This is a genomic window from Paraburkholderia madseniana, from assembly GCF_009690905.1.
Taxonomy (GTDB): Bacteria; Pseudomonadota; Gammaproteobacteria; order Burkholderiales; family Burkholderiaceae; genus Paraburkholderia; species Paraburkholderia madseniana.
In genome coordinates, this window is the sequence record NZ_VOSW01000015.1 from 79,205 (window position 1) to 100,993 (window position 21,789).

General features: G+C 59.0%; 17 protein-coding genes and 3 pseudogenes. 12 read left to right on the forward strand and 8 right to left on the reverse strand.

Annotation, left to right across the window (positions count from 1 at the left end):
- Positions 1 to 19: 19 nt before the first annotated feature.
- From FSO04_RS10290 to FSO04_RS10330, 9 genes are all read left to right on the forward strand, one after another.
- Complete coding sequence (locus FSO04_RS10290) at positions 20 to 1,258, forward strand: NAD(P)/FAD-dependent oxidoreductase (protein ID WP_154559597.1); 1,239 nt, start codon at positions 20 to 22, stop codon at positions 1,256 to 1,258.
- Positions 1,259 to 1,338: 80 nt separating this feature from the next.
- Positions 1,339 to 2,040 carry a hypothetical protein gene (locus FSO04_RS10295; protein WP_154559598.1) on the forward strand — a complete coding sequence of 234 codons (702 nt, stop codon included), beginning with the start codon at positions 1,339 to 1,341 and terminating at the stop codon, positions 2,038 to 2,040.
- A gap of 191 nt (positions 2,041 to 2,231) precedes the next feature.
- A complete protein-coding gene (locus FSO04_RS10300; protein WP_154559599.1) occupies positions 2,232 to 3,152 on the forward strand; it encodes a LysR substrate-binding domain-containing protein in 921 nt (306 codons plus the stop codon).
- A 104-nt stretch (positions 3,153 to 3,256) separates the two neighbouring features.
- Positions 3,257 to 4,132, forward strand: coding sequence for an HTD2 family dehydratase (locus FSO04_RS10305; RefSeq protein ID WP_154559600.1), 876 nt, complete (start codon positions 3,257 to 3,259; stop codon positions 4,130 to 4,132).
- 20 nt (positions 4,133 to 4,152) lie between these two features.
- Positions 4,153 to 5,313 carry an acyl-CoA dehydrogenase family protein gene (locus FSO04_RS10310; protein ID WP_168435631.1) on the forward strand — a complete coding sequence of 387 codons (1,161 nt, stop codon included), beginning with the start codon at positions 4,153 to 4,155 and terminating at the stop codon, positions 5,311 to 5,313.
- Between the two features lie 10 nt (positions 5,314 to 5,323).
- Positions 5,324 to 6,502, forward strand: a complete 1,179-nt coding sequence (locus FSO04_RS10315; RefSeq protein ID WP_154559601.1) for a CaiB/BaiF CoA transferase family protein — start codon at positions 5,324 to 5,326, stop codon at positions 6,500 to 6,502.
- A gap of 25 nt (positions 6,503 to 6,527) precedes the next feature.
- A complete protein-coding gene (locus FSO04_RS10320) occupies positions 6,528 to 7,904 on the forward strand; it encodes an MmgE/PrpD family protein (protein ID WP_154559602.1) in 1,377 nt (458 codons plus the stop codon).
- The gene (locus tag FSO04_RS10325) at positions 7,897 to 8,742 is read left to right on the forward strand and encodes an HpcH/HpaI aldolase/citrate lyase family protein (protein WP_168435632.1); all 846 of its coding nucleotides are present in this window, start codon (positions 7,897 to 7,899) and stop codon (positions 8,740 to 8,742) included. Before FSO04_RS10320 ends, FSO04_RS10325 begins: the two co-directional genes overlap by 8 nt.
- 712 nt (positions 8,743 to 9,454) lie before the next feature.
- Positions 9,455 to 10,207, forward strand: coding sequence for a CerR family C-terminal domain-containing protein (locus FSO04_RS10330; RefSeq protein WP_154559604.1), 753 nt, complete (start codon positions 9,455 to 9,457; stop codon positions 10,205 to 10,207).
- 28 nt (positions 10,208 to 10,235) lie between these two features.
- On the opposite strand, the pseudogene FSO04_RS10335 reads toward FSO04_RS10330, so the two are convergent.
- From FSO04_RS10335 to dld, 3 genes and pseudogenes are all read right to left on the reverse strand, one after another.
- Positions 10,236 to 10,968: pseudogene (locus tag FSO04_RS10335) on the reverse strand (IS6 family transposase).
- Positions 10,969 to 10,977: 9 nt separating this feature from the next.
- Positions 10,978 to 11,124, reverse strand: a complete 147-nt coding sequence (locus FSO04_RS10340) for a hypothetical protein (RefSeq protein ID WP_154559605.1) — start codon at positions 11,122 to 11,124, stop codon at positions 10,978 to 10,980.
- 601 nt (positions 11,125 to 11,725) lie between these two features.
- Positions 11,726 to 13,465 carry a D-lactate dehydrogenase gene (dld, locus tag FSO04_RS10345; protein ID WP_154559606.1) on the reverse strand — a complete coding sequence of 580 codons (1,740 nt, stop codon included), beginning with the start codon at positions 13,463 to 13,465 and terminating at the stop codon, positions 11,726 to 11,728.
- A gap of 155 nt (positions 13,466 to 13,620) precedes the next feature.
- Between dld and FSO04_RS10350 the strand changes: the two genes are divergently transcribed.
- On the forward strand, positions 13,621 to 14,514 hold the full coding sequence (locus FSO04_RS10350) for a LysR family transcriptional regulator (RefSeq protein ID WP_154559607.1): 894 nt from the start codon (positions 13,621 to 13,623) through the stop codon (positions 14,512 to 14,514).
- Positions 14,502 to 15,246 (forward strand): annotated as a pseudogene (locus FSO04_RS47455) (transposase family protein); the annotation flags it as partial. The gene FSO04_RS10350 and the pseudogene FSO04_RS47455, both read left to right, overlap by 13 nt.
- 236 nt (positions 15,247 to 15,482) lie before the next feature.
- Here FSO04_RS47455 and FSO04_RS10365 read toward each other — a convergent pair.
- The 4 genes from FSO04_RS10365 to FSO04_RS10380 form a co-directional block, all read right to left on the reverse strand.
- Positions 15,483 to 15,755 (reverse strand): DUF1488 family protein, encoded by a 273-nt coding sequence (locus FSO04_RS10365; protein ID WP_154559610.1) that lies wholly within the window; start codon positions 15,753 to 15,755, stop codon positions 15,483 to 15,485.
- A 205-nt stretch (positions 15,756 to 15,960) separates the two neighbouring features.
- Positions 15,961 to 17,277, reverse strand: a complete 1,317-nt coding sequence (locus FSO04_RS10370; protein WP_154559611.1) for a replication-associated recombination protein A — start codon at positions 17,275 to 17,277, stop codon at positions 15,961 to 15,963.
- A gap of 510 nt (positions 17,278 to 17,787) precedes the next feature.
- Positions 17,788 to 19,113 (reverse strand): aspartate aminotransferase family protein, encoded by a 1,326-nt coding sequence (locus FSO04_RS10375; protein WP_154559612.1) that lies wholly within the window; start codon positions 19,111 to 19,113, stop codon positions 17,788 to 17,790.
- A 30-nt stretch (positions 19,114 to 19,143) separates the two neighbouring features.
- A complete protein-coding gene (locus tag FSO04_RS10380; RefSeq protein ID WP_154559613.1) occupies positions 19,144 to 19,311 on the reverse strand; it encodes an alpha/beta hydrolase family protein in 168 nt (55 codons plus the stop codon).
- Positions 19,312 to 20,382: 1,071 nt separating this feature from the next.
- Here FSO04_RS10380 and FSO04_RS10385 point away from each other — a divergent pair.
- Positions 20,383 to 20,634: a hypothetical protein gene (locus tag FSO04_RS10385; protein WP_233464807.1), complete on the forward strand. Its 252-nt coding sequence runs from the start codon at positions 20,383 to 20,385 to the stop codon at positions 20,632 to 20,634.
- A gap of 665 nt (positions 20,635 to 21,299) precedes the next feature.
- On the opposite strand, the pseudogene FSO04_RS10390 reads toward FSO04_RS10385, so the two are convergent.
- Positions 21,300 to 21,764: pseudogene (locus FSO04_RS10390) on the reverse strand (DDE-type integrase/transposase/recombinase); the annotation flags it as partial.
- Positions 21,765 to 21,789: the final 25 nt, after the last annotated feature.

Below are 21,789 nucleotides of genomic sequence, written 5' to 3' on the forward strand. Positions count from 1 at the left end.
CGTACTCTCGATCCCTCTCATGTCATTGAATAACGTTGTCATTGTCGGTGCGGGCCAGGCCGGATATCAGACTGCGGCTTCGCTGCGGCAGGAAGGTTTTGAAGGACACATCACGCTGATCGGCGACGAGCCAGGTGTGCCATATCAGCGTCCGCCGTTATCGAAGGCTTACCTGCTCGGCAAGATCGGCACCACGGCGCTGCGCTTTCGCACTCACGAATGGTTCGAGCAACAGCGTCTCGAACGGGCCGAGGCGCGGGTCACGCGGATCGATCGCGAGGCGCAGTGCGTGGAACTGGCGAGCGGCGAGCGCGTGCCGTACGACCACCTGGTGCTCGCCACGGGTGCGCGCAACCGCGTGCCGCCCATTGAGGGAATCGAACTCGACGGCGTATTCGGCATCCGCACGCTGGAACATGCCGACGCGCTCGCGCCGCGCGTGGCGGCCGCGCGCGACGTGGTCGTGATCGGCGCCGGCTTCATCGGCCTCGAATTCGCGGCCGTAGCGGCGGCCAAAGGCCTGTCAGTCCACGTGATCGAACTCGGAACGCGGCCGATGGCGCGCGCCCTCTCCACGCATATGTCGACGCTGTTCAGCGCTGCGCATACCGGCTGGGGCGTGAAGTTCGACTTTGGGCAAACCGTCGCGCGGCTGGTCGGCGACAACGGCCAGGTGGTGGCCGTGGAAACGGGCGACAACCGCCGTCTGCCAGCGCAACTGGTCGTGTACGGGATCGGCGTGTTACCCAACACCGACCTCGCCGCCGACGCGGGCCTCGCCGTGCAAAACGGCATCTGCGTCGACACGCAGTTGCTGACCAACGATCCTTCAATTTCAGCCATCGGCGACGCCGTCAGTTTTCCGTCTGCCTGGAGCGGCGCGCCGATCCGCCTGGAGTCGGTGCAAAATGCTGTCGACCAGGCCCGCAATGTCGCGGCACGCCTGACTGGCAAACCTGTGGCTTACACCGCGTTGCCGTGGTTCTGGAGCGACCAGGGCGATCTGAAATTGCAGATCGCAGGGCTCTCCGATGGCCACGATGAAACGGTCCTGCTCGGCTCTGGTGAGAACCGGCAATTGAGCGTGTTGTGCTTCCGCTCCGGCCGCCTGATCGCAGTGGAATCGTGTAACCGGCCGGGCGACCATATGGCGTCGCGCAAACTGCTGGCCCGCGCCGCGTTGCCGACCATCGCGCAAGCGGCCCAGCCGGGGTTCGACCTGAAGGAATTCGAAGCTGCCACACGTGAGCCGGGCTGAACTGATCCGGAGCTGATTTGAATGAGACCGCTGCGGGCGCGCAGCGGCATCGTGGTTCAGCGTCATATACGGGAGCGTCGATGAGAGCACTCAAATGGGCCATGGCGGCGTGGTGTCTGCTCATGGTGCTCGCACATGCCGCCCCACCCGCAGTCAGCGGCCCCGCATCGCCTCAGGCCACCCGTTGTACCGCCGGCGATGCGGGCCGCTACGAAGTCAGCGAGTTTGTCGACCGAATCGCGCTCGTGAGCGATGGCCATCTGGTCAAGCGTATCGACGTGCCCCAGGCCAGCTGTTATCCCTCGTGCCGGCGCGAACAGGCGGATAACCATCTATACCGGATCGAAGATCCTGCCGGTGACGAGTTCATGCACCCGTTGCTGCATGACGATGATCCGACGGACCCGGCACGCGTGTCGTCAGCCGCGCTGCAGCAGAGCGATGCCGCCGCGCTGCAACTGGCGGTTCGGACCCGAGGCCGTGCGCACGCCTGGATCGTCGAGGCTGACAAAGTCAAACGCATTGTGACGTCGACGAAAGAAACGACGGCCAGCGGCAGTCTGACGTATAACGATCCGTTTTTTGTCGTGTTCAACCATGCATCGCTGCCCACGCTGACCATCACGGCGGCGGATGCGACTCTTGAGTTGGGCCCGAGCGAATTGGACCTGAATCGTTTTCCTTCGTGGCTGGTCGAGCCGATCGCGCCACAGCAGTTGGGCGCGTCGACGGTTTATACGCTGAAGATCGTCGGCGGCCCGGGTTGCGCAACAGGCAACTGAACACCCGTCGGGGACAAACTCGGAGCGCGCCTTTTTCAGGGCCTGCTGCAGGTCTGCTTTGGCACTTTCGGTATCGAACAAATCGAACGGTCCGTTGCTGAACGACGTAATCAACATCGTTTTCTCCAGATTGATTTCCGCTTTTTGCCACACCGGATCAACCGAGCTTCTCTTCATTCAGAGTACGGAACATGGCCATGCATTTCGATCTGGTTGATCTTCGTCTCATCACATGTATTGCTGAGACGGATAGCCTGACGCGTGGTGCCGAGCGGTTTCATATGTCGGTACCCGCGGCAAGCACCCGGATCAAGAATCTGGAAGAAAGCATGGGGACCAAGCTGCTGTATCGGACCAGCCAGGGCGTTACGCTCACGCCGCCGGGCCAGGCATTCCTTCACCACGCCCGCTTGGTCCTGTCGCAACTCGAGCAGCTGCGCGGCGACATGCAGGAGTACGCGCGCGGCATCAAAGGTCATGTGCGGATCTTTGCGAACACTACCGCTACAACTGAATTCCTACCTAACGACCTGCGGGACTTTCTCGCGGAACATCCTGACGTGAACGTCGAGCTTCGCGAACGGTTGAGCCATGACGTGGTGCGCGCGGTCAGTGAAGGCACGGCGGACGTCGGGATAGTCGCCGGCAATGTCAGGCCCGAATCGCTACAAGTCCTGCCATACCGCTCAGACCGGCTCATATTGGCGGTCTCGAATGCGCATCCCCTCGCCGGAAAGACCTCCATTCCATTTGAAGAGGCAAGCGAGTTTGATTTCGTCGGAATGCCCGAAGCTAGCGCGATTCATACCTTTCTGAACCGCGTAGCAAGCGACATGCACAAGAAACTTCAGGTGCGCATTGAAGTAGGTAACTTCGAAGCGCTGTGCCGAATGATCGAGGCCAACGTCGGGATCGGCGTGTTGCCTTGCTCTTCAGCGTTACGCTACGTGAAAACCATGAACATCCAGCTCGTTGAAATCGAGGACGACTGGGCGACGCGCAATCTGCTGATCTGCGTGCGCAACCTTGACCTGTTGCCGTCTTTCGCGCGGGAACTGGTCGACCTCCTCACGCAGAAGTGCAAAAGCGAGCGCGAGTCCCAGCCGGCCTGAACGTCAGCAGTTAGTCTGCGTTTAAAGCCCTCTTCTCCAGACACAAATTGTAGTCAGCAGGCGGGTGCGTCAATCTAGCGTGAACGACGCTATCCGACGCCCCCATGACTGCTGAACTCAACTACCTGCGCACCTGGATCGGCCGTACACAGGTCGAGCGCGAATTCGTCTCGCCACGTCTTGCGCAACAACTCGCTGCGACGCTGGACTATGAGGACGTCCCGCGTGCCGGTTCTCAGTTGCCTCCGCTGTGGCACTGGGCGTTTTTTCCTCACATCGTTTCGCAGTCGCAGGTCAGTGTGGACGGACATCCGACACGCGGTGGATTCCTGCCGCCAGTGCCACTGCCCAGACGCATGTGGGCGGGCAGCCGCGTCCGGTTCGAACGTCCGCTCGTGGTCGGCAGCGAAGTCACCAGGACGTCGCAGATTCTTGACGTCGCCGCCAAGGAAGGGCGTACCGGAAAGCTCGTTTTTGTACGTCTGCGTCACGAACTGGAAGACCTCGAAGGTCCACTGATTTCCGAAGAACAGGACGTTGTGTACCGCGAGTCCGCGACGACGGCGTACACCGCGGCAACCGGCCCGACCGCGCCGGCGGCTTTCACCTGGAAGCGAGAGATCGTGCCCGACCCGGTCCTGCTCTTTCGCTACTCCGCCGATACCTTTAACGGGCATCGCATTCACTATGACCGCAACTATGCCCAGGAACAGGAAGGCTATCCGGCGCTGGTCGTCCACGGGCCACTGACTGCGACGTTGCTGATCGATCTCGTCCGGCGCAGTGTTCCCGGTGAATCGATCGCTTCTTTCTCGTTCAAAGCGGTCAACCCGCTGTTTGACTGCGCCCCCTTTTTTATCTACGCGGCCCGTGCCCCCGGATCGACCGAAGTGAAGCTCTGGGCAGCCAATTCCAATGGCGTGTTGTGCGTCGATGCCGAGGCGACGCTAACGGCACCCGCGTATATTTTTCAGAAATGAACTCAGAGGAGTAGAGACAAGTGCTGGCTAACATTGACCCCTATCAGGACATTCGCGAAGCGGTTCGCGATCTGTGTTCCAACTTCCCCGCCGAGTATTTCCGCAAGATCGACGAGGAACGCGCCTACCCTGAAACCTTTGTACAAGCCCTAACCGACGCCGGTTGGCTCGCAGCCCTTATTCCACAGGAATTTGGCGGCTCAGGGCTCGGACTGACCGAAGCTTCGGTGATCATGGAAGAGATCAACCGCAGCGGCGGCAATTCCGGTGCGTGTCACGGGCAGATGTACAACATGGGGACACTGCTCAGGCACGGCTCGGCAGAGCAAAAGGCCAAATATCTTCCGGAAATCGCAAGCGGAAAGTTGCGGCTTCAGTCGATGGGCGTGACCGAGCCGACGACCGGCAGCGACACCACCAAGCTCAAGACAACCGCCGTGCGCAAAGGTGACCGATACGTCGTCAACGGTCAGAAGGTGTGGATCTCCCGGATCCAGCATTCCGATCTCATGATTCTGCTCGCGCGGACCACGCCGATCGATCAGGTCGCAAAGAAATCCGAGGGCATGTCGATATTTCTGGTCGACCTGCATCAGGCAGTCGGCAAGGGCATGACCGTGCGTCCCATTCCGAACATGGTGAATCACGAGACCAACGAGCTATTTTTCGACAACCTCGAGATTCCCGCCGAGAACCTGATCGGCGAAGAAGGCAAAGGCTTCAAATACATCCTCGATGGCCTGAATGCCGAGCGAACGCTGATCGCCGCTGAATGTATCGGCGATGGCTACTGGTTCCTCGACAAGGTCTGCAAGTACGTCAAGGAACGCGTCGTCTTCGGCCGCCCGATCGGACAGAACCAGGGCGTGCAGTTTCCGATCGCCCGCGCGCACGTCAACGTCGAAGCGGCAAGCTTGATGCGCTACAAGGCCTGCGAGCTTTTCGACGCCAGGCAGCCCGCCGGCGCGCAAGCCAATATGGCCAAGCTGCTTGCGGCTGACGCCTCCTGGGAGGCGGCCAATGCGTGCCTGCAGTTCCATGGCGGCTTCGGTTTTGCGAACGAATACGACGTCGAACGCAAATTCCGCGAGACACGGCTCTATCAGGTCGCGCCGATCTCGACCAATCTCATTCTTTCGTATGTAGCCGAGCATCTGCTCGGACTGCCGCGCTCTTTCTGAGGAGACGGACATGAAACCGCTGGACGGCGTGAAGGTCATCACCCTCGAACACGCGATTGCAGCACCGTTTTGCACCCGTCAGCTTGCGGATCTTGGCGCACGCGTGATCAAGATCGAACGCCCAGGCGTCGGCGACTTCGCGCGTGCCTACGATGAGCGCGTGCACGGCATGGCCTCGCACTTTGTATGGTGCAACCGCTCGAAGGAGAGCCTCACGCTCGACGTCAAGGCCCCGCAGGCGCAGAGTATTTTCGAGCGCCTGCTTGAGGACACCGACGTGCTAGTGCAGAACCTGGCGCCCGGCGCCGCGGCGCGACTGGGGCTGTCGTATGAAGCGTTGCATGAGAAGTATCCCCGCCTGACTGTCTGCAACATCTCCGGTTACGGATCCGATGGTCCCTATCGGGACAAGAAGGCATACGATCTGATGATCCAAAGTGAGTCCGGGTTCCTGTCGATTACCGGCGCTCCGGACTCACCGGCCAAAGCTGGCTGCTCCATTGCTGACATCGCCGCAGGGATGTATGCCTACACGAACATTCTCTCCGCGCTTCTGCAACGATCGAAGACCGGCTTGGGACGGGAAATCGACGTCTCGATGCTCGAGAGTATGGTGGAGTGGATGTCGTATCCCCTTTACTACGCGTTCGATGGCGCATCCCCGCCACCTCGTGCCGGCGCCGCTCACGCGACCATCTACCCCTATGGCCCCTTCCCCGCCGGCGATGCAAAGACAGTCATGCTGGGATTGCAGAACGAGCGTGAATGGGGTGTCTTCTGCTCGCAGGTTCTGCTGGAACCCGAACTCGCCATCGATCCTCGTTTCAGTTCCAATTCGAAGCGGGTAGCAGCACGCGAGGAACTGCGCGAAATCATTGTCACCGCATTCAGAAAACTGACTTCGGAAGAGGTCATCAGTCGGCTGGATAGCGCGCAAATCGCTAACGCGCGAATGAATGATATGCCCGACGTGTGGTCGCATCCGCAGCTTAAGGAACGCAATCGCTGGGTGAACATCGACTCACCTGCCGGTCCCATTCCCGCCCTGCTGCCGCCAGGCATCAGTACAGCATCCGATGTTCGACTGGACGCCGTGCCCGCGTTAGGCCAGCACACCGAAGCCCTTTTGAATGAACTGGGTTTTTCGACCCATGCCATCCGCGAGCTTCGTGAAGCGGCCGTGATCTAACTCCCCCAGTTAAGGTAAGCCTGTTATGAGCAATACCCAGATTCTTGCTTCGTTTGCGGCCAATCTCAAGTTTGAACAGATCCCCAAAGACGTGGTGGCACGCACGGAAGACCTCTTCCTTGACTGGTTCGGATCAGCACTGGCTGGCCGCGAGGCGCGTCCTGTCGAGACGATCCAGAAGTACGCATTCGAATTCGGGCCGCAGTCTGGTCTCTGCGAAGTACTGATCTCCCGCCGAACCACCAGCGCGCTCTTCGCGGCAATGATCAACGCCGCCGCATCGCACTTCGCTGAACAGGACGACCTTCACAACAGTTCGGTTCTGCACCCGGCAACCGTCGTGTTCCCCGCAGCGTGGGCCGCTGCGCAAGCGCTTGGTAGAAGTGGCAAAGAGTTCATCGCAGCGTCTGTCGCAGGCTATGAAGTGGGCATCCGTGTCGGTGAATTCCTCGGTCGGTCGCACTACAAGATTTTTCATACTACCGGCACGGTCGGGACGATCGCGGCTGCAGCAGCAGTCGGTAATCTTTTGCGATTGAGCGACGAGCAGATGGTGAACGCGTTTGGCTCCGCCGGCACCCAGGCAGCCGGACTCTGGGAATTTCTGAAAGACGCCGCGGACTCCAAGCAACTGCATACGGCCAAGGCTGCGGCGAACGGTCTTCTCGCAGCCTACCTGGCGGCCGACGGCTTCACCGGCGCGAAGGACATCTTCGAGGGCGCGAAAGGCATGGGCGCGGGCATGTCCACGCAAACGCATCCGGACAAACTCGCCGAAGCGCTCGGCGAGCGCTGGGCGCTGATCGAAACGTCCTTCAAGTATCACGCTTCCTGCCGGCACACTCATCCGGCGGCCGATGCTCTGATGCAGGTTCTTCAGCGTGAGAAGCTCGCGCCGGATGACATCGAGACGGTGGTGACTCATGTTCACCAGGCTGCAATTGACGTCCTCGGCCCGGTAACCGACCCAAAGACTGTTCATCAGGCGAAGTTCTCCATGGGCACCGTGCTCGCTTTGGTAGCGGAATTCGGCCACGCCGGTGTGCGTGAGTTCGACGGCTATTACAAGGAAAGCAGGATCGCGCACTTCTGCAAAAAGGTCTCGATGGTGCTCGACCCTGAAGTCGATACGGCCTATCCGTCACGCTGGATCGGGAAGGTCATCGTTCAGACGAAGGACGGCCGCACGTTCGAGGGCCGCGTGGACGACCCCAAGGGTGATCCAGGCAACACGCTCACGCGCGCTGAACTCGAACACAAAACGATCACGCTGGGCTTGTATGGCAATGCGGCCACCGAAGACGAACTCAAGCGCTCAATCAAGTCGGCATGGACGATTACCGATGCAACCGTCGTACCCAAACTGCTCCCTGAATCGAAACTGGAGACTCAACGTGGCTGACCTTGCACCCCGGTCTTATCTCTTCGTTCCCGGCAACCGGCCGGACAGGTTTGCCAAGGCGGCTGCGTCGGGCGTCGATGTTGTCGTTATCGATCTGGAAGATGCAGTGCCTCCCACCGAGAAGAAGATCGCGCGGGCTGCCCTCGCCGAGTGGCTGTCGACAAACAGTACGCCGGTGGCGGTCCGTGTGAATGATGTGAACAGCGAATGGTTTCGCGACGACATCGCTCTATGCCGTGCGCCATCCGTCGCAGCCGTCATGCTGCCCAAGACGGAACGCATCGACGATATCTTCCTCTGCGAGTTCGCGGGCAAGCCGACCGACATCCTGCCGATGATCGAAACCGCCCAAGGTTTTCGGAATGTCGTCGCTATCGCCCAGCACCGGCTGACCACCCGACTCGTATTCGGTAATGTGGATTTCCAGCTCGACCTCGGCATTGACGGCGACGATGAGCAGCTTCTGTACTTCCGCTCACAGATCGTCTTCGCCTCTCGCATCGGCAACCTGCTGCCGCCGGTGGACGGGGTCAGCACCACGCTCGACGATCCCGAGCAGATCACGCGCGACACGATTCGTGCAAAGCGGCTCGGCTTCGGCGCCAAGCTCTGTATACATCCAAGGCAAGTTGCTGCGGTCAATGCTGCGTTCGTCCCCAGCGAGAAAGATGTCGAATGGGCCCACCGGGTTGTCGAAGGCGCTGCTGCATCCCACGGCGCGGCCGTGGCTGTCGACGGCCGCATGGTCGACCGGCCGGTCATTCTGAAGGCGCAGGAAATCCTGGCAGAGTCCCAGCGACGTCTGCCCCGCGGCGCTTGCGCCAGCAGCTCCGCCTGACGCATCTCCCTTCGGCAACATGGGTTTTGGAACATCGAGAAAAAAAACCACAGCGTTGCCGACCCTCACAGTGCCGGCCTGCCCCTGCCTCAAGGCAAACCTCAAGCATTAGCGATGCACGAAGATCCCTTATGTCGGTTCCAAGATTGCTCGCGAAAGCGATACGCGTTGCGACGCACGCGTCCCGCAACCGACCGTGTCATGCTCGCCGATTGAGACTTTGAGAAGACTGTCGCACCACGGTGGATATATGTGTGGGTTAGTGCAATTGGCAATGTGCACTTTTTATCCTTCGCCGAAGGGCGCTTGAGCCACAAACCGAGGCGGTAATGAGGGGCGCGTCGGACAACTCCGTTTCCTGGCAAATCCTGCGCTTGCCATTCCACTCCTGAGCTATCGCCGTCCGGCAAGGGTCACCCTGTGGCGCTGAAGGCTGAGGTGCTAATGACGGTCGCGAACATCAACAGCTTTCGATGAAGAGCCCAACGGTCCACCGGCGGACGAGCCAACCCGGTCCGACAATCAGTATGACGATGCAAAGTGCGATCTGCACCGTTCGCCTGATGCGTGATGCAGGCGGGTATCGGGCGGGATGGAGAGCCTCCGGTCGCCAACGTCGTATCGATCAAATTATTTCCGGTTGGTGCAATTATTCCAGGCGCTACAATTGTGTCAGGTGATTTATTTCTGCGGATGAAATGGAGACACATGGATGAACACCGAAAGAAGACTGCGCCGTTCGCCAGAGGGCGGCTACGCGCGCGGCGATCGGACGCGCCACCGGATCATCGAGGCGGCGATCGAACTGTTTGGCGAACACGGTTTTGGGGGCGCGTCGACGCGCGACATCGCGGCTCGCGCCGGCGTCAACGCGCCCGCGCTGCAGTACTACTTCGAGAACAAGGAAGGTGTGTATCGCGCGTGCCTCGAAGCGCTCGCCGACGATGCATGGAAGGCATTCGGGCCGGTCGTCAAGCACGCGAAGGAAGCGCTCCGTGAAAATGCCGACGTCGCAGCGTTGATTGATGCCTTCATGCGCATTCAGGAAGCAATCGCTGACACCGTCCTCGCGAAAACCAACATTCCCGGCAGGCGGCTTTTCTTCGCGCGCGAGCAGGCCGGACACGAACCCGAAAGTGCAACGCAGATTCTCACCGGCCGGATCCGCGAGCCGCTAAATGATGCGAGCACTGCGCTTGTGGCGCGAATTTCTGGACGCGCCGCCGATGATCCGGTCACGCTGATCCGCACGTTCAGCCTGCATGGGCAACTGGTGATTTTTCATGTCGCGCACCGCTCGACGCTGACGGTCTTTGGCTGGAATAGGATCGATGCAGAGAAAGCCGAACAGATCAAGTCGACTATACGCGAACAGACGCGCACGCTACTTGAACAATGGAGCCGGGAACGTGATGAGGGGCGCACACCCGCTGTGCAAACGGCTTTGTCAACTTGTCGAGGCTGAGGAGAAAAGACGACGGGAAAGAGCGTCCTCAGAAGGCGGAGGACGGATTTTGGGCGACTTCGGTGATGTTGCACCACGCAGCGAATCGCGCCGCGAGTTGTTTGCGATAGAGAGAAGCGCGCAGTAGATGCCGTTTCAGTGCGAAGAGCTGACGGATCGGACCGAAGCTCGAAAGGAAAGCCTGTGTGCGTTTCGGGTCGCGAAAGCCTCACATGCGACGCTCGCGTTCGCGCGTCAGTTGATGACTGTTCTCTGCGCGGTTGATCAGTCGGGCCGCAGCCTTGACGAACACGTGTTTCACGTTCGCAAGTTCCGGGATCAGGGCTTTTGTTGCCGGATAGCTGCACAACTGATCGGTGACGATCTTGCTCGGCAACGGGCTCGAACGCAGCGCACACTTGAAGAAGCGTTTGGCAGCGGCTTTCGTGCTGCTTTTGCAGCAGGATGTCGAGTTCGCCGCCATGCTCGTCGACCGCACGCCACAGCAGGTACGGTTCGCCACGCATCGTGACGAACATCTCGTCGAGGTGCCACGTAGTACCCGGCTTGCGTCGCACCGCTTTCGCTCGATGAGCAAAGCCCTTACCAAACTTGTCACACCAGCATCGGATCGTCTCGTATGTCACGATCACGCCGCGTTCGAGAAGCAGTTCCTCGATGTCGCGCAAGCTCAACTGGAAGCGAAATTACCATCGAACAGCACAGCTGATGACACTAGCCGGGAAACGGTGACCGTGATAGAGCGATTTCGATTTCTTCATCGCGCCATCTTATCCCACGGGGCACGCAACCTGACAATGCCCTTCAAGTGCCTCGCGCGTGATCGCACACTCGGCGAAGCCCGTCTGTTCGGACAACCGGAAGTCGATTCTGCTGCCGTCGGCCGACGCGCTTGGCGCGAAGTCAAGTACGTCCATGAAATACCTCGTAAATTCATCGGGTCACTTTTGGCTTGCTGTCGCTCGCTTCCAAATTTAACAGAACACGCCTGGCGGCCCACTGCAACGACGAGGACAGACTGCGGATTTAGGCACGCGCATGCGCATGTAAGGCTGGGACCCCTTATAGACTTGGTTTTAGCGTTTGTGGGGTGCAAGTTTGTCGACGACAGTGGGTTGCGATATTTTGACCTATAAACAGCTTGCAGCGGTGAGCTATTACGGGAACCGAAAGCAAACATCTGACAACCGTGTCGCAGTTAATCCGTCGCCCACAGCCAGCAAAAGTGGTTATGCGAGATCAAACTGCCACAGCGCTAGTCGATGACAGAAGTCAACGCGATCCCATCGGCAACAGACGTTGCTGTGAACGGCCGCTGTCGAGACAAAGTCGAACGCGTTTTTACCGACCTGAAGGAGACTTGCAACAGATCTCAAGGGGCATTCCTTAACCGACCGGCACTGGCCCTTGCGCACGGCACGACGCCATGCTTCTTAGCAACACCATTCAGTTCTCGCCGCCGCAACTCAGACAACAGAAATAGTGACTGCGAACTCTGCTGGCGGCAATAGACGGCAGCTAGGCCGCCGCTTCCCGGTACCTCGCGAACTTCGACGTCTGTCCGATCCCCGGGTTGAAGCAGTTGCAGGGATCGAGTTGCTCATAGAACGCCGCGAGCTGGGGCTTCGCACGGTACAGGTGACCGACGTTGTGTTCGGCCGGATACTCGGCGCCGCGGCGGTCCAGCAGCGTCCACATCTTGTGTTCGACTTCGAGGCAGTCGTTGCCCTTCTTGACGATGTAATCCTGGTGGAACACGTGGCACAGGAAGTGGCCGTAATACAACTTGGTGGAGATCGCCTCTTCGATGTCAGGCGGCAGCGTCTCGATCCAGTCGCGATCGTTACGGCGCAGCGCAACGTCGAGCGCGACGATGTTTTCCACTTCCCGGCTGTGCACGGTGCGATAGCGGACTGCGGCGCCGGCGGCGGCAAAGCGATGCAGGAACGCTTTCCTGCCTTCTTCGTCGGTGCATTCGAAATAGCCGCCGGTGGCGTTTTCGAAATAGCTCGAGAGGAAGGCACGCGTTTCTTCGACACTTTCGGCCGTCACCTTCAGCATTAGATGATGCTCGTACTTGTCACGATACTGTTTCATTCGCGGCGGCAGGTGACTTGGGAACAACCGGCTCGCGGCCTGCATGACGCGGTCGGTGATATGCGAAGGGAAAAACCCGAGGCGATCGAACAATGCATCGAAACGGCTTTTCAGTCCGAACAGCGCGGGCAGCCGGGACGTGCCGAGATAGTTGATCGCGAGGAAGCTGTCCTTACCGTACTCCTCAGCGACGTCGAAGGCGTCCCGATGCAGGTATTCGCCCGAGATCGGCAGGTGTTTGAAGTCGTGGAGCGCATGACGGCGGATATCAGTGAGCTCGTCCGGCCGGTTCGTGCCGATATAGAACACTTTTGCGTTTCGCTCAATCGGAAACGTGTCGAGCCGTACCGCGAACACCATCAGCTTGCCGGCCGAGCCTGACGCCTCATGGAGGCGCTGTGGATCGGCGTTGAAGCGCGCCGGCGTATCGGCATCGATCTTACGAACATGAGTCGCGTAGCCGTGGTCCGAGCCGGCGCCCGCGTCGTGCCGGACATCGGAATCCGAGAACCCGCCACGCTCAAGCCTGCCAAGGATGTCGTCGGGCGTTTCGCCCAGCTCGATTCCCAGATGGTTCACGAGGCTCAGTCGGCCTGTCGCATCGACCCGTGCGAATGCCGCCATTTCCGAGTACGCCGGGCCGCGCTGCACCAGCGCACCGCCCGAGTTGTTGCACACGCCGCCAAACACCGACGCGCCGATGCAGCTCGAGCCGATCACCGAATGAGGCTCGCGCCCAAGCGGCTTCAGCATTTTTTCAAGCTGGTCGAGTGTGGCCCCCGGAAGGCAAACGACCTGCTTGCCATCGTTGATCACGTACACCTTCTTCATGCGGCTCGTGCTGACGATCACGATGTCGCGATCATAGTCGTTGCCATCGGGTGTCGAGCCGCCAGTGAGGCCCGTATTCGACGCCTGTGTAATGACAATCACGTTCGCTGCGATGCACGCCTGCAGCACCTTCCACTGTTCGACAATCGTGCCGGGGCGTACTACCGCGAGCGCCTTGCCTGCACCAAAACGAAAGCCCGTGCTATAGCGGCGGGTCGCGCCGTCATCCGTCAGGGTGTGCTTCTTGCCAACGATGTTGCACAGGTCCGCAATCAACGTGTGGGCCGCGTTGGCCGGAAGCGTGGCTAGTGACGCACGCGCTGCTGACATCAAATTCTCCCGAGGAAACATTGGGCGTGACGCGCATCGACTTCGTTCAGCTGTTTTGGCTGCGGCCTCGGAGCGCATCGGATTGACCCAAAGGTTAAAATCAGGCCGGCCATTAGTCCAATATCTCAAAGCCACATTTTGGAGACGAAAAAGATATGGAATTTCGTCAGCTACGCTACTTCCTCGCCGTCGCCGACCATCTGCATTTCACGGAGGCCGCGACGCACCTCGGCATCGCCCAACCGCCTTTGAGCCAGCAGATCCTGAAACTCGAGCGGGAAATCGGCACGCCGTTGTTCATCCGGCATCCGCGCCGCGTCGAATTGACCGAAGCGGGACGGCTTTTTCGCGAGCGCGCGCTACGCATCGTCGAGGACGCGCAGCAGGCGCTCGTCGAAGTACAGAACGCGGGACGCGGAGAGACGGGACGGCTTTCGCTTGGCTTCGCGGGTTCGACCGTGTTTCATCCAACCGTCGCGACGATAATGCAACGGTATCGGCATGCGTATGAGCGCGTGTCGATCAGTTGCGAGGAAAGCAACAGCTCGCAGCTGCTCGACAAAGTCGCCGAGCGGCAACTCGATGCCGCTCTGGTGCGCATGCCGCTGAATTGCCTGGATCTGATCGTCGAGCCGCTGGTCGACGAAGACATGTTGGCGGTGCTGCCGGCGAGCCATCGCCTGAACCGACGACGGCGTGTCGATCTGGCAGACCTTGCGCACGATTCGTTCATCCTCTTCCCGCGGCCAATCGGCCCTGATCTCTACGACTCGATCATCAGCGCCTGCCGCGAAGCCGGCTTCGCGCCCGCCATCAGCATGGAGTCGCCACAGATCTCATCGGCGGCGAACCTCGTGGCAGCTGGATTCGGGGTTGCGGTGGTGCCTGCATCGATCCGGCAGATCCAGGTCGAAGGCGTCTCGTATCACGAACTGCGGAGCAAGCCGCTCTCGACCGGTATCGCGTTAGTCCATCGGCAGCGCGAAAAGTCGCCGACGGTGCTGAACTTTGTCAGGATTTTGCGGCAGCAGCGAGTGGCCGCACGATGAACGAGCTGAACATCGACACGTGGTGTGCGAACAGCAGTTCGGCCTAGGGGCTGCGTCGAGCGCGCGCACCTGACCCTGCAGGACCGGGTGGTGAAGGAACTGCGGCTGCGCGGCATCAGCACGATTGACGCCTCGAATGCGCATGCGCCCGCCTTCATCGCGTCCTACAATGCGCGCTTTGCGAAACCGCCGAAGAGCGCGTTCGATGCACACCGGCCGCTGCGTGACGATGAGGATCTGGACGCCATCCTGACCTAGCGCGAGCCGCGGCGCGTGACGAAGTTGCTGACGGCGCAGTACGACCGCGTGATCAACCAGCTCGAGGACACGCCGGCGAACCGGAAACTGGTTCACCGCTATATCGACGTCTGGGAGTATCCGGACGGGCGGATTGAGGTCAGGGCGGATGGCACTGCCCCTCCCTACGTGCCCTATGCCCGGCTGTCGGAGATCGACCACGACGCGGTGATCGGGCACAAGCGGCTCGGTCACGCGCTGCAGGTCGCGCAGGCGCTGCAGCCGCAGCACGATAACCGGCGCGCATCGGGTTCACCGTCACGCACGAATCGTGACAACGGGGTTGAGCCGGACCTGCGCCCACCGGGCACGAAAAAGCACCGCGAGCTCACCCAGGCCGATGTTGATGACGTGATCATGCAACTGGCGCTGCAGCATGTGCAGACACACAAACTACCGCGCAAACCTCGCCAGCGGCCTGCAGGATCTCGCTGAACGGACGTAGGCGCCCTGCCCGCTCACGCGCTGCCCTCCAACGCTACGTGAGATTCAAACCGTTAAAGACTGAGTCAAAACCGATGTCAAAACCCGACATCTATCTGGCCATCGGCACAACATTTAAGAAGGGCCTCGACATGCACATTCGTTCCTTTTACTCGATTAATGGCGATCGAACGTAGTGCCGGACAGCTCCGGAGATCTGAACTGTGCCCGGATTGAGCCGAGGCCACCTACCGCTTTGTGACGAAGTCATCACTTGTAAGTTGCACGGGCTGGTCCGGCCGAGCCCGCATCTTCCTTTCCGCAATTGCGGCAATCCGATTTCGACCATCGGCGAACGTCTTCAGCATGCGACTTTCATCGGCACCCGGTGAGAGCCAGAAATGCGCTTCAAGTGCCTTGCGTGTGATTGCACACTCTTCGGAGCCGATCCGTTCGGGCAATCGAAACGTAATTTTGCTTCCGTCTGATGAAACGCTTGGGACGAAATCAAGAACGTCCATGACACACCTCGTAAATTCATCGGCAAATTGTTAACTTGCTGTCGCTCGCTTTCAAATTTACCAGAACGGTCGAGATTATATCTAATCTATACATATCTCGATCAAAAGCACCGCTCAGCATGAGAACAGGGCATCACTGTCTGCATGCGTACTATGCATCGCGACATCCGATACATATTTCTCGCCTACAATCGTGGGACAAATTTTAATTTTGCGAATCCTTTGAATGAGTCCCATCGTCAAGCGACTGTAGCCATCGAAGTTTTTCAGCAATCCTTATCTCAAGTCCGCGCGGGACTGGTTTGTACCATTGAGCTTCTGGCATACCGTCGGGAAAATACCGTTCGCCCGCTGCATAAGCATCCGGTTCGTCATGCGCATACCTGTAGCCCTTGTGATATCCAAGCTCAGACATCAGTTTCGTTGGCGCATTCCGGAGATGCATTGGCACCGGCCGGGAGCCGTCAGCTTGAACAAAGGCCCGGGTCTCATTCCATGCAGCGTAGACCGCGTTCGACTTTGCCGCCATCGCGATATATGTAGCGGCCTGAGCCAAGGCCAGGTCTCCCTCAGGCGAACCTAGACGTTCGTACGCCTCCGCAGCGTTAATGGCCACGTGGAGAGCTCGAGGGTCGACATTTCCCACTTCCTCACTGGCCATCCGAATCAATCGACGAGCAACGTAACGAGCATCTGCGCCGCCATCTAGCATTCGCGCGAGCCAATATAGCGCGGCATTTGGTTGCGAGCCGCGAATGGACTTATGCAGGGCTGAAATCTGGTCGTAAAACTCATCACCGCCTTTATCAAATTTACGTAGCGAGGGACTGCTTGCTGACAGCACAAAATCGGCGGTCATCATGCTAACGCCAGCGCCAGATGCAGCGGTAGACACTTGCTCGACCAAGTTCAAAAACCTACGCGCGTCCCCGTCGGCGAACCCCACCAATACCGATATCGCATTTTCGTCAAAACTGACATCGTTTAGATGCAGGAGCGCCCGGAGATAAAGCTGGCGAAAATCGGCTTCATTCAACGGCTGCAAAACATAAACCTGAGCCCTCGAGAGAAGCGCGCTATTTAATTCGAAAGACGGATTTTCAGTCGTGCTGCCGACAAGAATAAATAGACCACTTTCGATATGCGGTAATAGTGCGTCCTGTTGCGCCTTATTGAATCTGTGTATTTCATCAACAAAAAGAACCGTTGACTTACCTTGAACGTCAAGTGCATTTTGAGCGACGTCAATCGCGGCCCTGATTTCTCTCACACCCGCCAAAACGGCCGAAATGCTCACAAACTCGCTATTGGCAACATTCGCGGCAAGACGCCCCAACGTGGTTTTGCCCACACCGGGGGGGGGCCATAAAATGAATGAATGCAGTTTTTCTGCGTCGAAGGCCAGCCTGAGTGGTTTTCCTTGACCTAGGAGGTGCTGCTGCCCAACCACCTCATCGACTGACCGGGGCCGCATTTTCTCGGCCAAGGGTTGAATAGGGACTTTCGAAAACAAATCAGTCATTCAATTGCCACCAAGGTGAAATACTTAAAATCGGCTCAAACAAAAGAGAAATAGGTCACCCCCTCGGCAGACTGATTTATGCAACAACGCCATCGCGAGATGGCAAAGGAATGGCCGGGACGAGCCGTGTAAAGCGAGAGGCTTACGCGCGGCTATATGAGCGGCTGGCGGTGAAATTCCACCGATCGACCCGCTTGAATGCCTGCTACTCAAGGCTCAATTTGTTTTGAATCGCCTCCCAACAGGGGTTGGCGGTCAATCGCCGCGTCCAGAAATCTGAGCTTTCACCGATCGGGATTCGTCCATCAAAAATCCACGCCTACCGAGGCTCTCGGACAAATTCAGCGCCAACCGAAAACCAGCACCCAGTTGCCTGTCGTAGCGACAGGCCTCACGCATCGTTGAATTCAGACGTCCAGCACAATAGAAAGCGCACAAGGGATATCTATTGCTGCGCGGCTATCCTCTTAGACACCGCGCAGTTTTTTATGACCTTGTGCTCGTAGCTCCTCAGACCTCGATCATCGTCTGTTTCGCCGCTCGCTCAGTCGCGGCAATGAAACCATCAACCTCGTCCTCGGTCATGACAGTCGAGAGGAATGCCTTGCCCGTCTTGGCGATATGATAGCCCTCAAGTACCAGATTTCGTTGCAGCTTGGTCACCCACTTCATCTCCTCCTTGCTCGAATAACCGGATCGGTAGTCGTGAATCTCGCGCTGATGACCAAACACCATGAACATCGATGAAAAGCCGGTGGCCTGACCCGGGAAGCCGGCATTGGCGAACGCCTGGGTCACGCCCGCGCGCAAACGGTCCCCCAGCACGTCCATGCGATCGGACTCGGCCTGAGTGTACAAGTCCAGAGCGATTTTGCCTGCAGTCATGGTAATCGGGTTAGCGGTGAAGGTACCGCTCCATGGCAATAGCGGCTTGCCCTCACGGTGATCGAACACTTGCATGAACTTGCGCGAACCTGCCACGGCCCCCACAGGAAAGCCACCGCCGATGATTTTTGCGAGCACGGTAAGATCGGGCTTGATATTGAAACGCGTCTGCGCCCCGCCGCTGTGTACGCGGAAGGTGATGACCTCATCGAGAATAAACACTGCGCCGATTTCAGTTGATACACGGCGGATCATTTCAATAAAGGCTTGCGACACCGGGACGAAACCGAAGTAACTCGGCGCTGGATCGATAAGGATCGCAGCAATGGAATCGCGGTTCGCCAGGATGATCCGCTCTGCCGCTTCGACGTTGTTGTACGGGATCACCACGACGTCGTTCTTGACGCCTTCGGGCGTACCGTTCGAATACCCGACGGACTTGGGATCATCACCCCAGTTTTCCGGCGAAGAGTCCAGGCTGACTTCGGCATAATCGTAGGAGCCGTGATAGACGCCTTCGGCTTTGACGATTTTGGAGCGGCCAGTGATCGCGCGTGCAGCCTTGATCGCGCACATCACCGCTTCGGAGCCGGAGTTGGAGAATCGGATCCACTCGAAGCCTTCAGCGCGTGCACAAATGGTCTCGGCCAGCGCCACCTCAGGCTCGGTCGGCAGAGTAAACGCAGTGCCCTTGGTGACCTGCTCCTGAATAGCCGCGACGATCGCCGGGTGAGCGTGGCCATGGATGAGTGAGGCGAAGTTGTTCAGCAGGTCCAGCCGGCGCGTTCCGTCGACGTCCGTGACATAGGCGCCAGAGCCGCTCCCCGCGTAGACGGGGAAAGGTTCTTGCCATGGCAAGATGCGGGTAATTCCTCCCGGCATGACTTTACTGGCGCGGTCGTACAGGGCTTTGGACTGGCTATGGGTTTCTGGCCATTTTGCAGCGGACATAGGTGTTTCCTTCAAAGGCAGTAGGCTTGATCAGAAGTGGCGTTTGAACCATTCAACGGCCGCGGCGCTGGAGGCCTCGAACTGGCCCAGGTAGGGGTCGAAATGCCCGCAATCGAGTGGCACCAGATGCTCGGGTTGCAACGTCCGCTCGTAGGACTTGAGCGCAAAGTCCGAAACGGTGACGGTGTCTTTCTGCACAACGATGATTTGAAGTGGCGTAGGGCCGATGCGGTCGATGGCGTACGCGGATTCGTACTCGCGACTGCCGTAAAACCATGCGCCACGACAATGGCAGCGTGGTGAACGGTTGCATCGCCCGTGAGACAGAGCCAGCCCTTCAATGTCAGGTCATCGGTTGTCTTGAAGCTGATATCGCTGCGCATGAGCATCCTGTCGTGCCGTGGCTATGGTCTTTTCGCAGATGTTGAATGCTCGCAATTTGTACGCACAGGTTCGTGGTGGCCAAACTTCTGCGATTGTCGGCCAACCGAACTACTGGCCGTGAACGTGCAGTTATTTGGCCTTCGGCGTGAGCCGGACGCCGTCGATGCGCAGCGGGAGGATTGAGCGCACGCCCTGCTTGTATTCGAAGCCCCGTGGGGCGCGACCGGGCGGGTACCCTTATTCGATGGCCTGCAATTCGAGCTGCACCGGCAGCCTGCGTAGCCCGCTGCGCGTCCCGAACTTTCGCCGCGCACCCGTCGGCGCAGTTGTGGTCTTCACCACCGTGTTCCCGGCCGCTAAGGGTGGTGCATTAGCGATCGGGCGATCAGTCTCTGATATTTGACGCGGTGCGGCGCCTGAACCGTTCGATGGCCGGCTATCCGACGCCGCAGACAGCGCCTGCGCGAGCCCGCTGCACGCATGGTCAGCACCGTCACGCACCGCGATCCACCCGCCGGAGCGGGATTCGATATCAATTGTCTGTCGGCAGAACGGGCAGTGCATGGGATTTTCTCGGCAAATTTCGGCGGCCCCCAGATGATGCCTGTTTCCTGACCGTGTTGCCGGTTTGCCGCGTAGGCGAACGGCATGGCAGGGGCCGCCTGAGGAAACTGGAGTCTGCCTGCCGCTGTTCGTCGAAGGGTAGTGGCGACGAACCGATCGGGACCTGACTGGCCTGTGGTTGCACTACTCCTGAGCAGTGCATTAGATATTGATAAAAGCGGTTACCAATAGTAGTGTCTCGACCTATTGGTGAGTGGATTCGGGAACAACAAGTGGCACAACTGTCGATCAAAGGGGCTGCCAGGCGAAATGAGTTTGCTGATGCAACATGAAGTGGAGACGGGACGACTCTGTCGTTCATTGACACTGCGCGCCAGCGAGGACGGCAGGAGCGTGCAGCTGGTGGAATGCGACGAGCGAAAGGCTGGAACCCAGCGCGAATACCGGTTCGAGATCACTACGGGCGAACTGATCACCCTGATTCGCTCGCACGGCAAAGAGGTGCCCGGAGAAAATCAGGGCAATCCTGCATATTCCGGGTCCATCCCGGTAATCACACAGGCGAAAACATGAGCGAGCTTCTTCAAAGCGCCCGAGCGTTACTTCGACGCGGACGGGTAGAGCGCGAAAGCCTGTCACACAGGTGATGGATTGCAAAGACGCGATTTAGCTAAAGTCAGCGCGCGTTCTGCCGAAAACGTCATCATGAACACACCGAAACCCTCCGACGCTGCGATCATCCATGCCGCGGTACAAACCCTGGAAACTCCTCTGCGGGATTCGCGGGATGGAGCCAGACGATCTCGACGATGCGGTGGTCGACAAGTTTCTCTGGAGTTCGTTCGAAGAGTATCTCAGCAGCGGCTCGATTGTCGCCGATACGGCTTTCGCCAGGCGGCCCTAACGGAGGCTTACCGCACGGCTGATAGTGCGTATCCAGTTCCTGTAGCCTCACGTCAGCCTCGCCAACCCGCTGGTTGTCAATCCCATCTGGTGTCGCGCGACGCATCCCAAGCAGATAGGCGATGGCGCTCGCGCGCGTCAAGAAAGAACGTTGCATCCTGGCTGAATCCTCACTTCTGAGGGCAGCATGGTACTGGATGCCCCTGCTCATGTCGAAAGATCGGACCGGACGGGAACGCATCCCACGATGCCAATGTTGGCCGACGCAACCGGTTTCCCTAGCGTTGTCACATTAACGTGATCGCGGCGCAGAAGTGCGATGGACGGAGCTTTCCTTAAAAGCAGGGCGGATTTTGGGTAAGCTCGGTGAAACGATGCCACGCGTCAAAGCGGTGAGTGAGTTGTTTGCGGTAGAGAGACGCGCGCAGCAAATGTCGCTTGAGAGCGAAGTGCTGCCGGATCGGTCCGAAGCTCGAGAGAAACGCCTGGGTGCGCTTGGGGTCGCGAAATCCGCGCAGGCACCGCTCACGTTCACGCGTAGGTTGATGGCTATTTTCGGCCCGGTTGTTCACCCGGGCCGCAGCCTTGACGAACACGTGTTTGACGTTTGCCAGTTTGGGAATCCTGGACTTCGCGGCCGGATAACTGCGCAGCTGGTCAGTGACGATCTTGCGCGGCACTGGGCACGAACGAAGCACGCGCTTGAAGAATCGTTCGGCTGCGGCCGTGTCGCGCCGCTTCTGCAGCAGGATATCGAGTTCGGCGCCGTGCTCGTCGACGGCTCGCCACAGCACATAAGGTGTATTAGCCTAGACCGGACCTGAC

Bases quoted from the DNA above. Each gene is read 5' to 3' on its own strand.
- FSO04_RS10370 (WP_154559611.1), bottom strand. From the start codon at position 17,277: ATGACTGATTTGTTTTCGAAAGTCCCTATTCAACCCTTGGCCGAGAAA.
- FSO04_RS10350 (WP_154559607.1), top strand. From the start codon at position 13,621: ATGGAATTTCGTCAGCTACGCTACTTCCTCGCCGTCGCCGACCATCTG.
- FSO04_RS10375 (WP_154559612.1), bottom strand. From the start codon at position 19,113: ATGTCCGCTGCAAAATGGCCAGAAACCCATAGCCAGTCCAAAGCCCTG.
- FSO04_RS10295 (WP_154559598.1), top strand. From the start codon at position 1,339: ATGAGAGCACTCAAATGGGCCATGGCGGCGTGGTGTCTGCTCATGGTG.
- dld (WP_154559606.1), bottom strand. From the start codon at position 13,465: ATGTCAGCAGCGCGTGCGTCACTAGCCACGCTTCCGGCCAACGCGGCC.
- FSO04_RS10365 (WP_154559610.1), bottom strand. From the start codon at position 15,755: ATGGACGTTCTTGATTTCGTCCCAAGCGTTTCATCAGACGGAAGCAAA.
- FSO04_RS10290 (WP_154559597.1), top strand. From the start codon at position 20: ATGTCATTGAATAACGTTGTCATTGTCGGTGCGGGCCAGGCCGGATAT.
- FSO04_RS10320 (WP_154559602.1), top strand. From the start codon at position 6,528: ATGAGCAATACCCAGATTCTTGCTTCGTTTGCGGCCAATCTCAAGTTT.
- FSO04_RS10300 (WP_154559599.1), top strand. From the start codon at position 2,232: ATGGCCATGCATTTCGATCTGGTTGATCTTCGTCTCATCACATGTATT.
- FSO04_RS10330 (WP_154559604.1), top strand. From the start codon at position 9,455: ATGAACACCGAAAGAAGACTGCGCCGTTCGCCAGAGGGCGGCTACGCG.
- FSO04_RS10315 (WP_154559601.1), top strand. From the start codon at position 5,324: ATGAAACCGCTGGACGGCGTGAAGGTCATCACCCTCGAACACGCGATT.
- FSO04_RS10305 (WP_154559600.1), top strand. From the start codon at position 3,257: ATGACTGCTGAACTCAACTACCTGCGCACCTGGATCGGCCGTACACAG.
- FSO04_RS10385 (WP_233464807.1), top strand. From the start codon at position 20,383: ATGCAACATGAAGTGGAGACGGGACGACTCTGTCGTTCATTGACACTG.
- FSO04_RS10340 (WP_154559605.1), bottom strand. From the start codon at position 11,124: ATGGACGTACTTGACTTCGCGCCAAGCGCGTCGGCCGACGGCAGCAGA.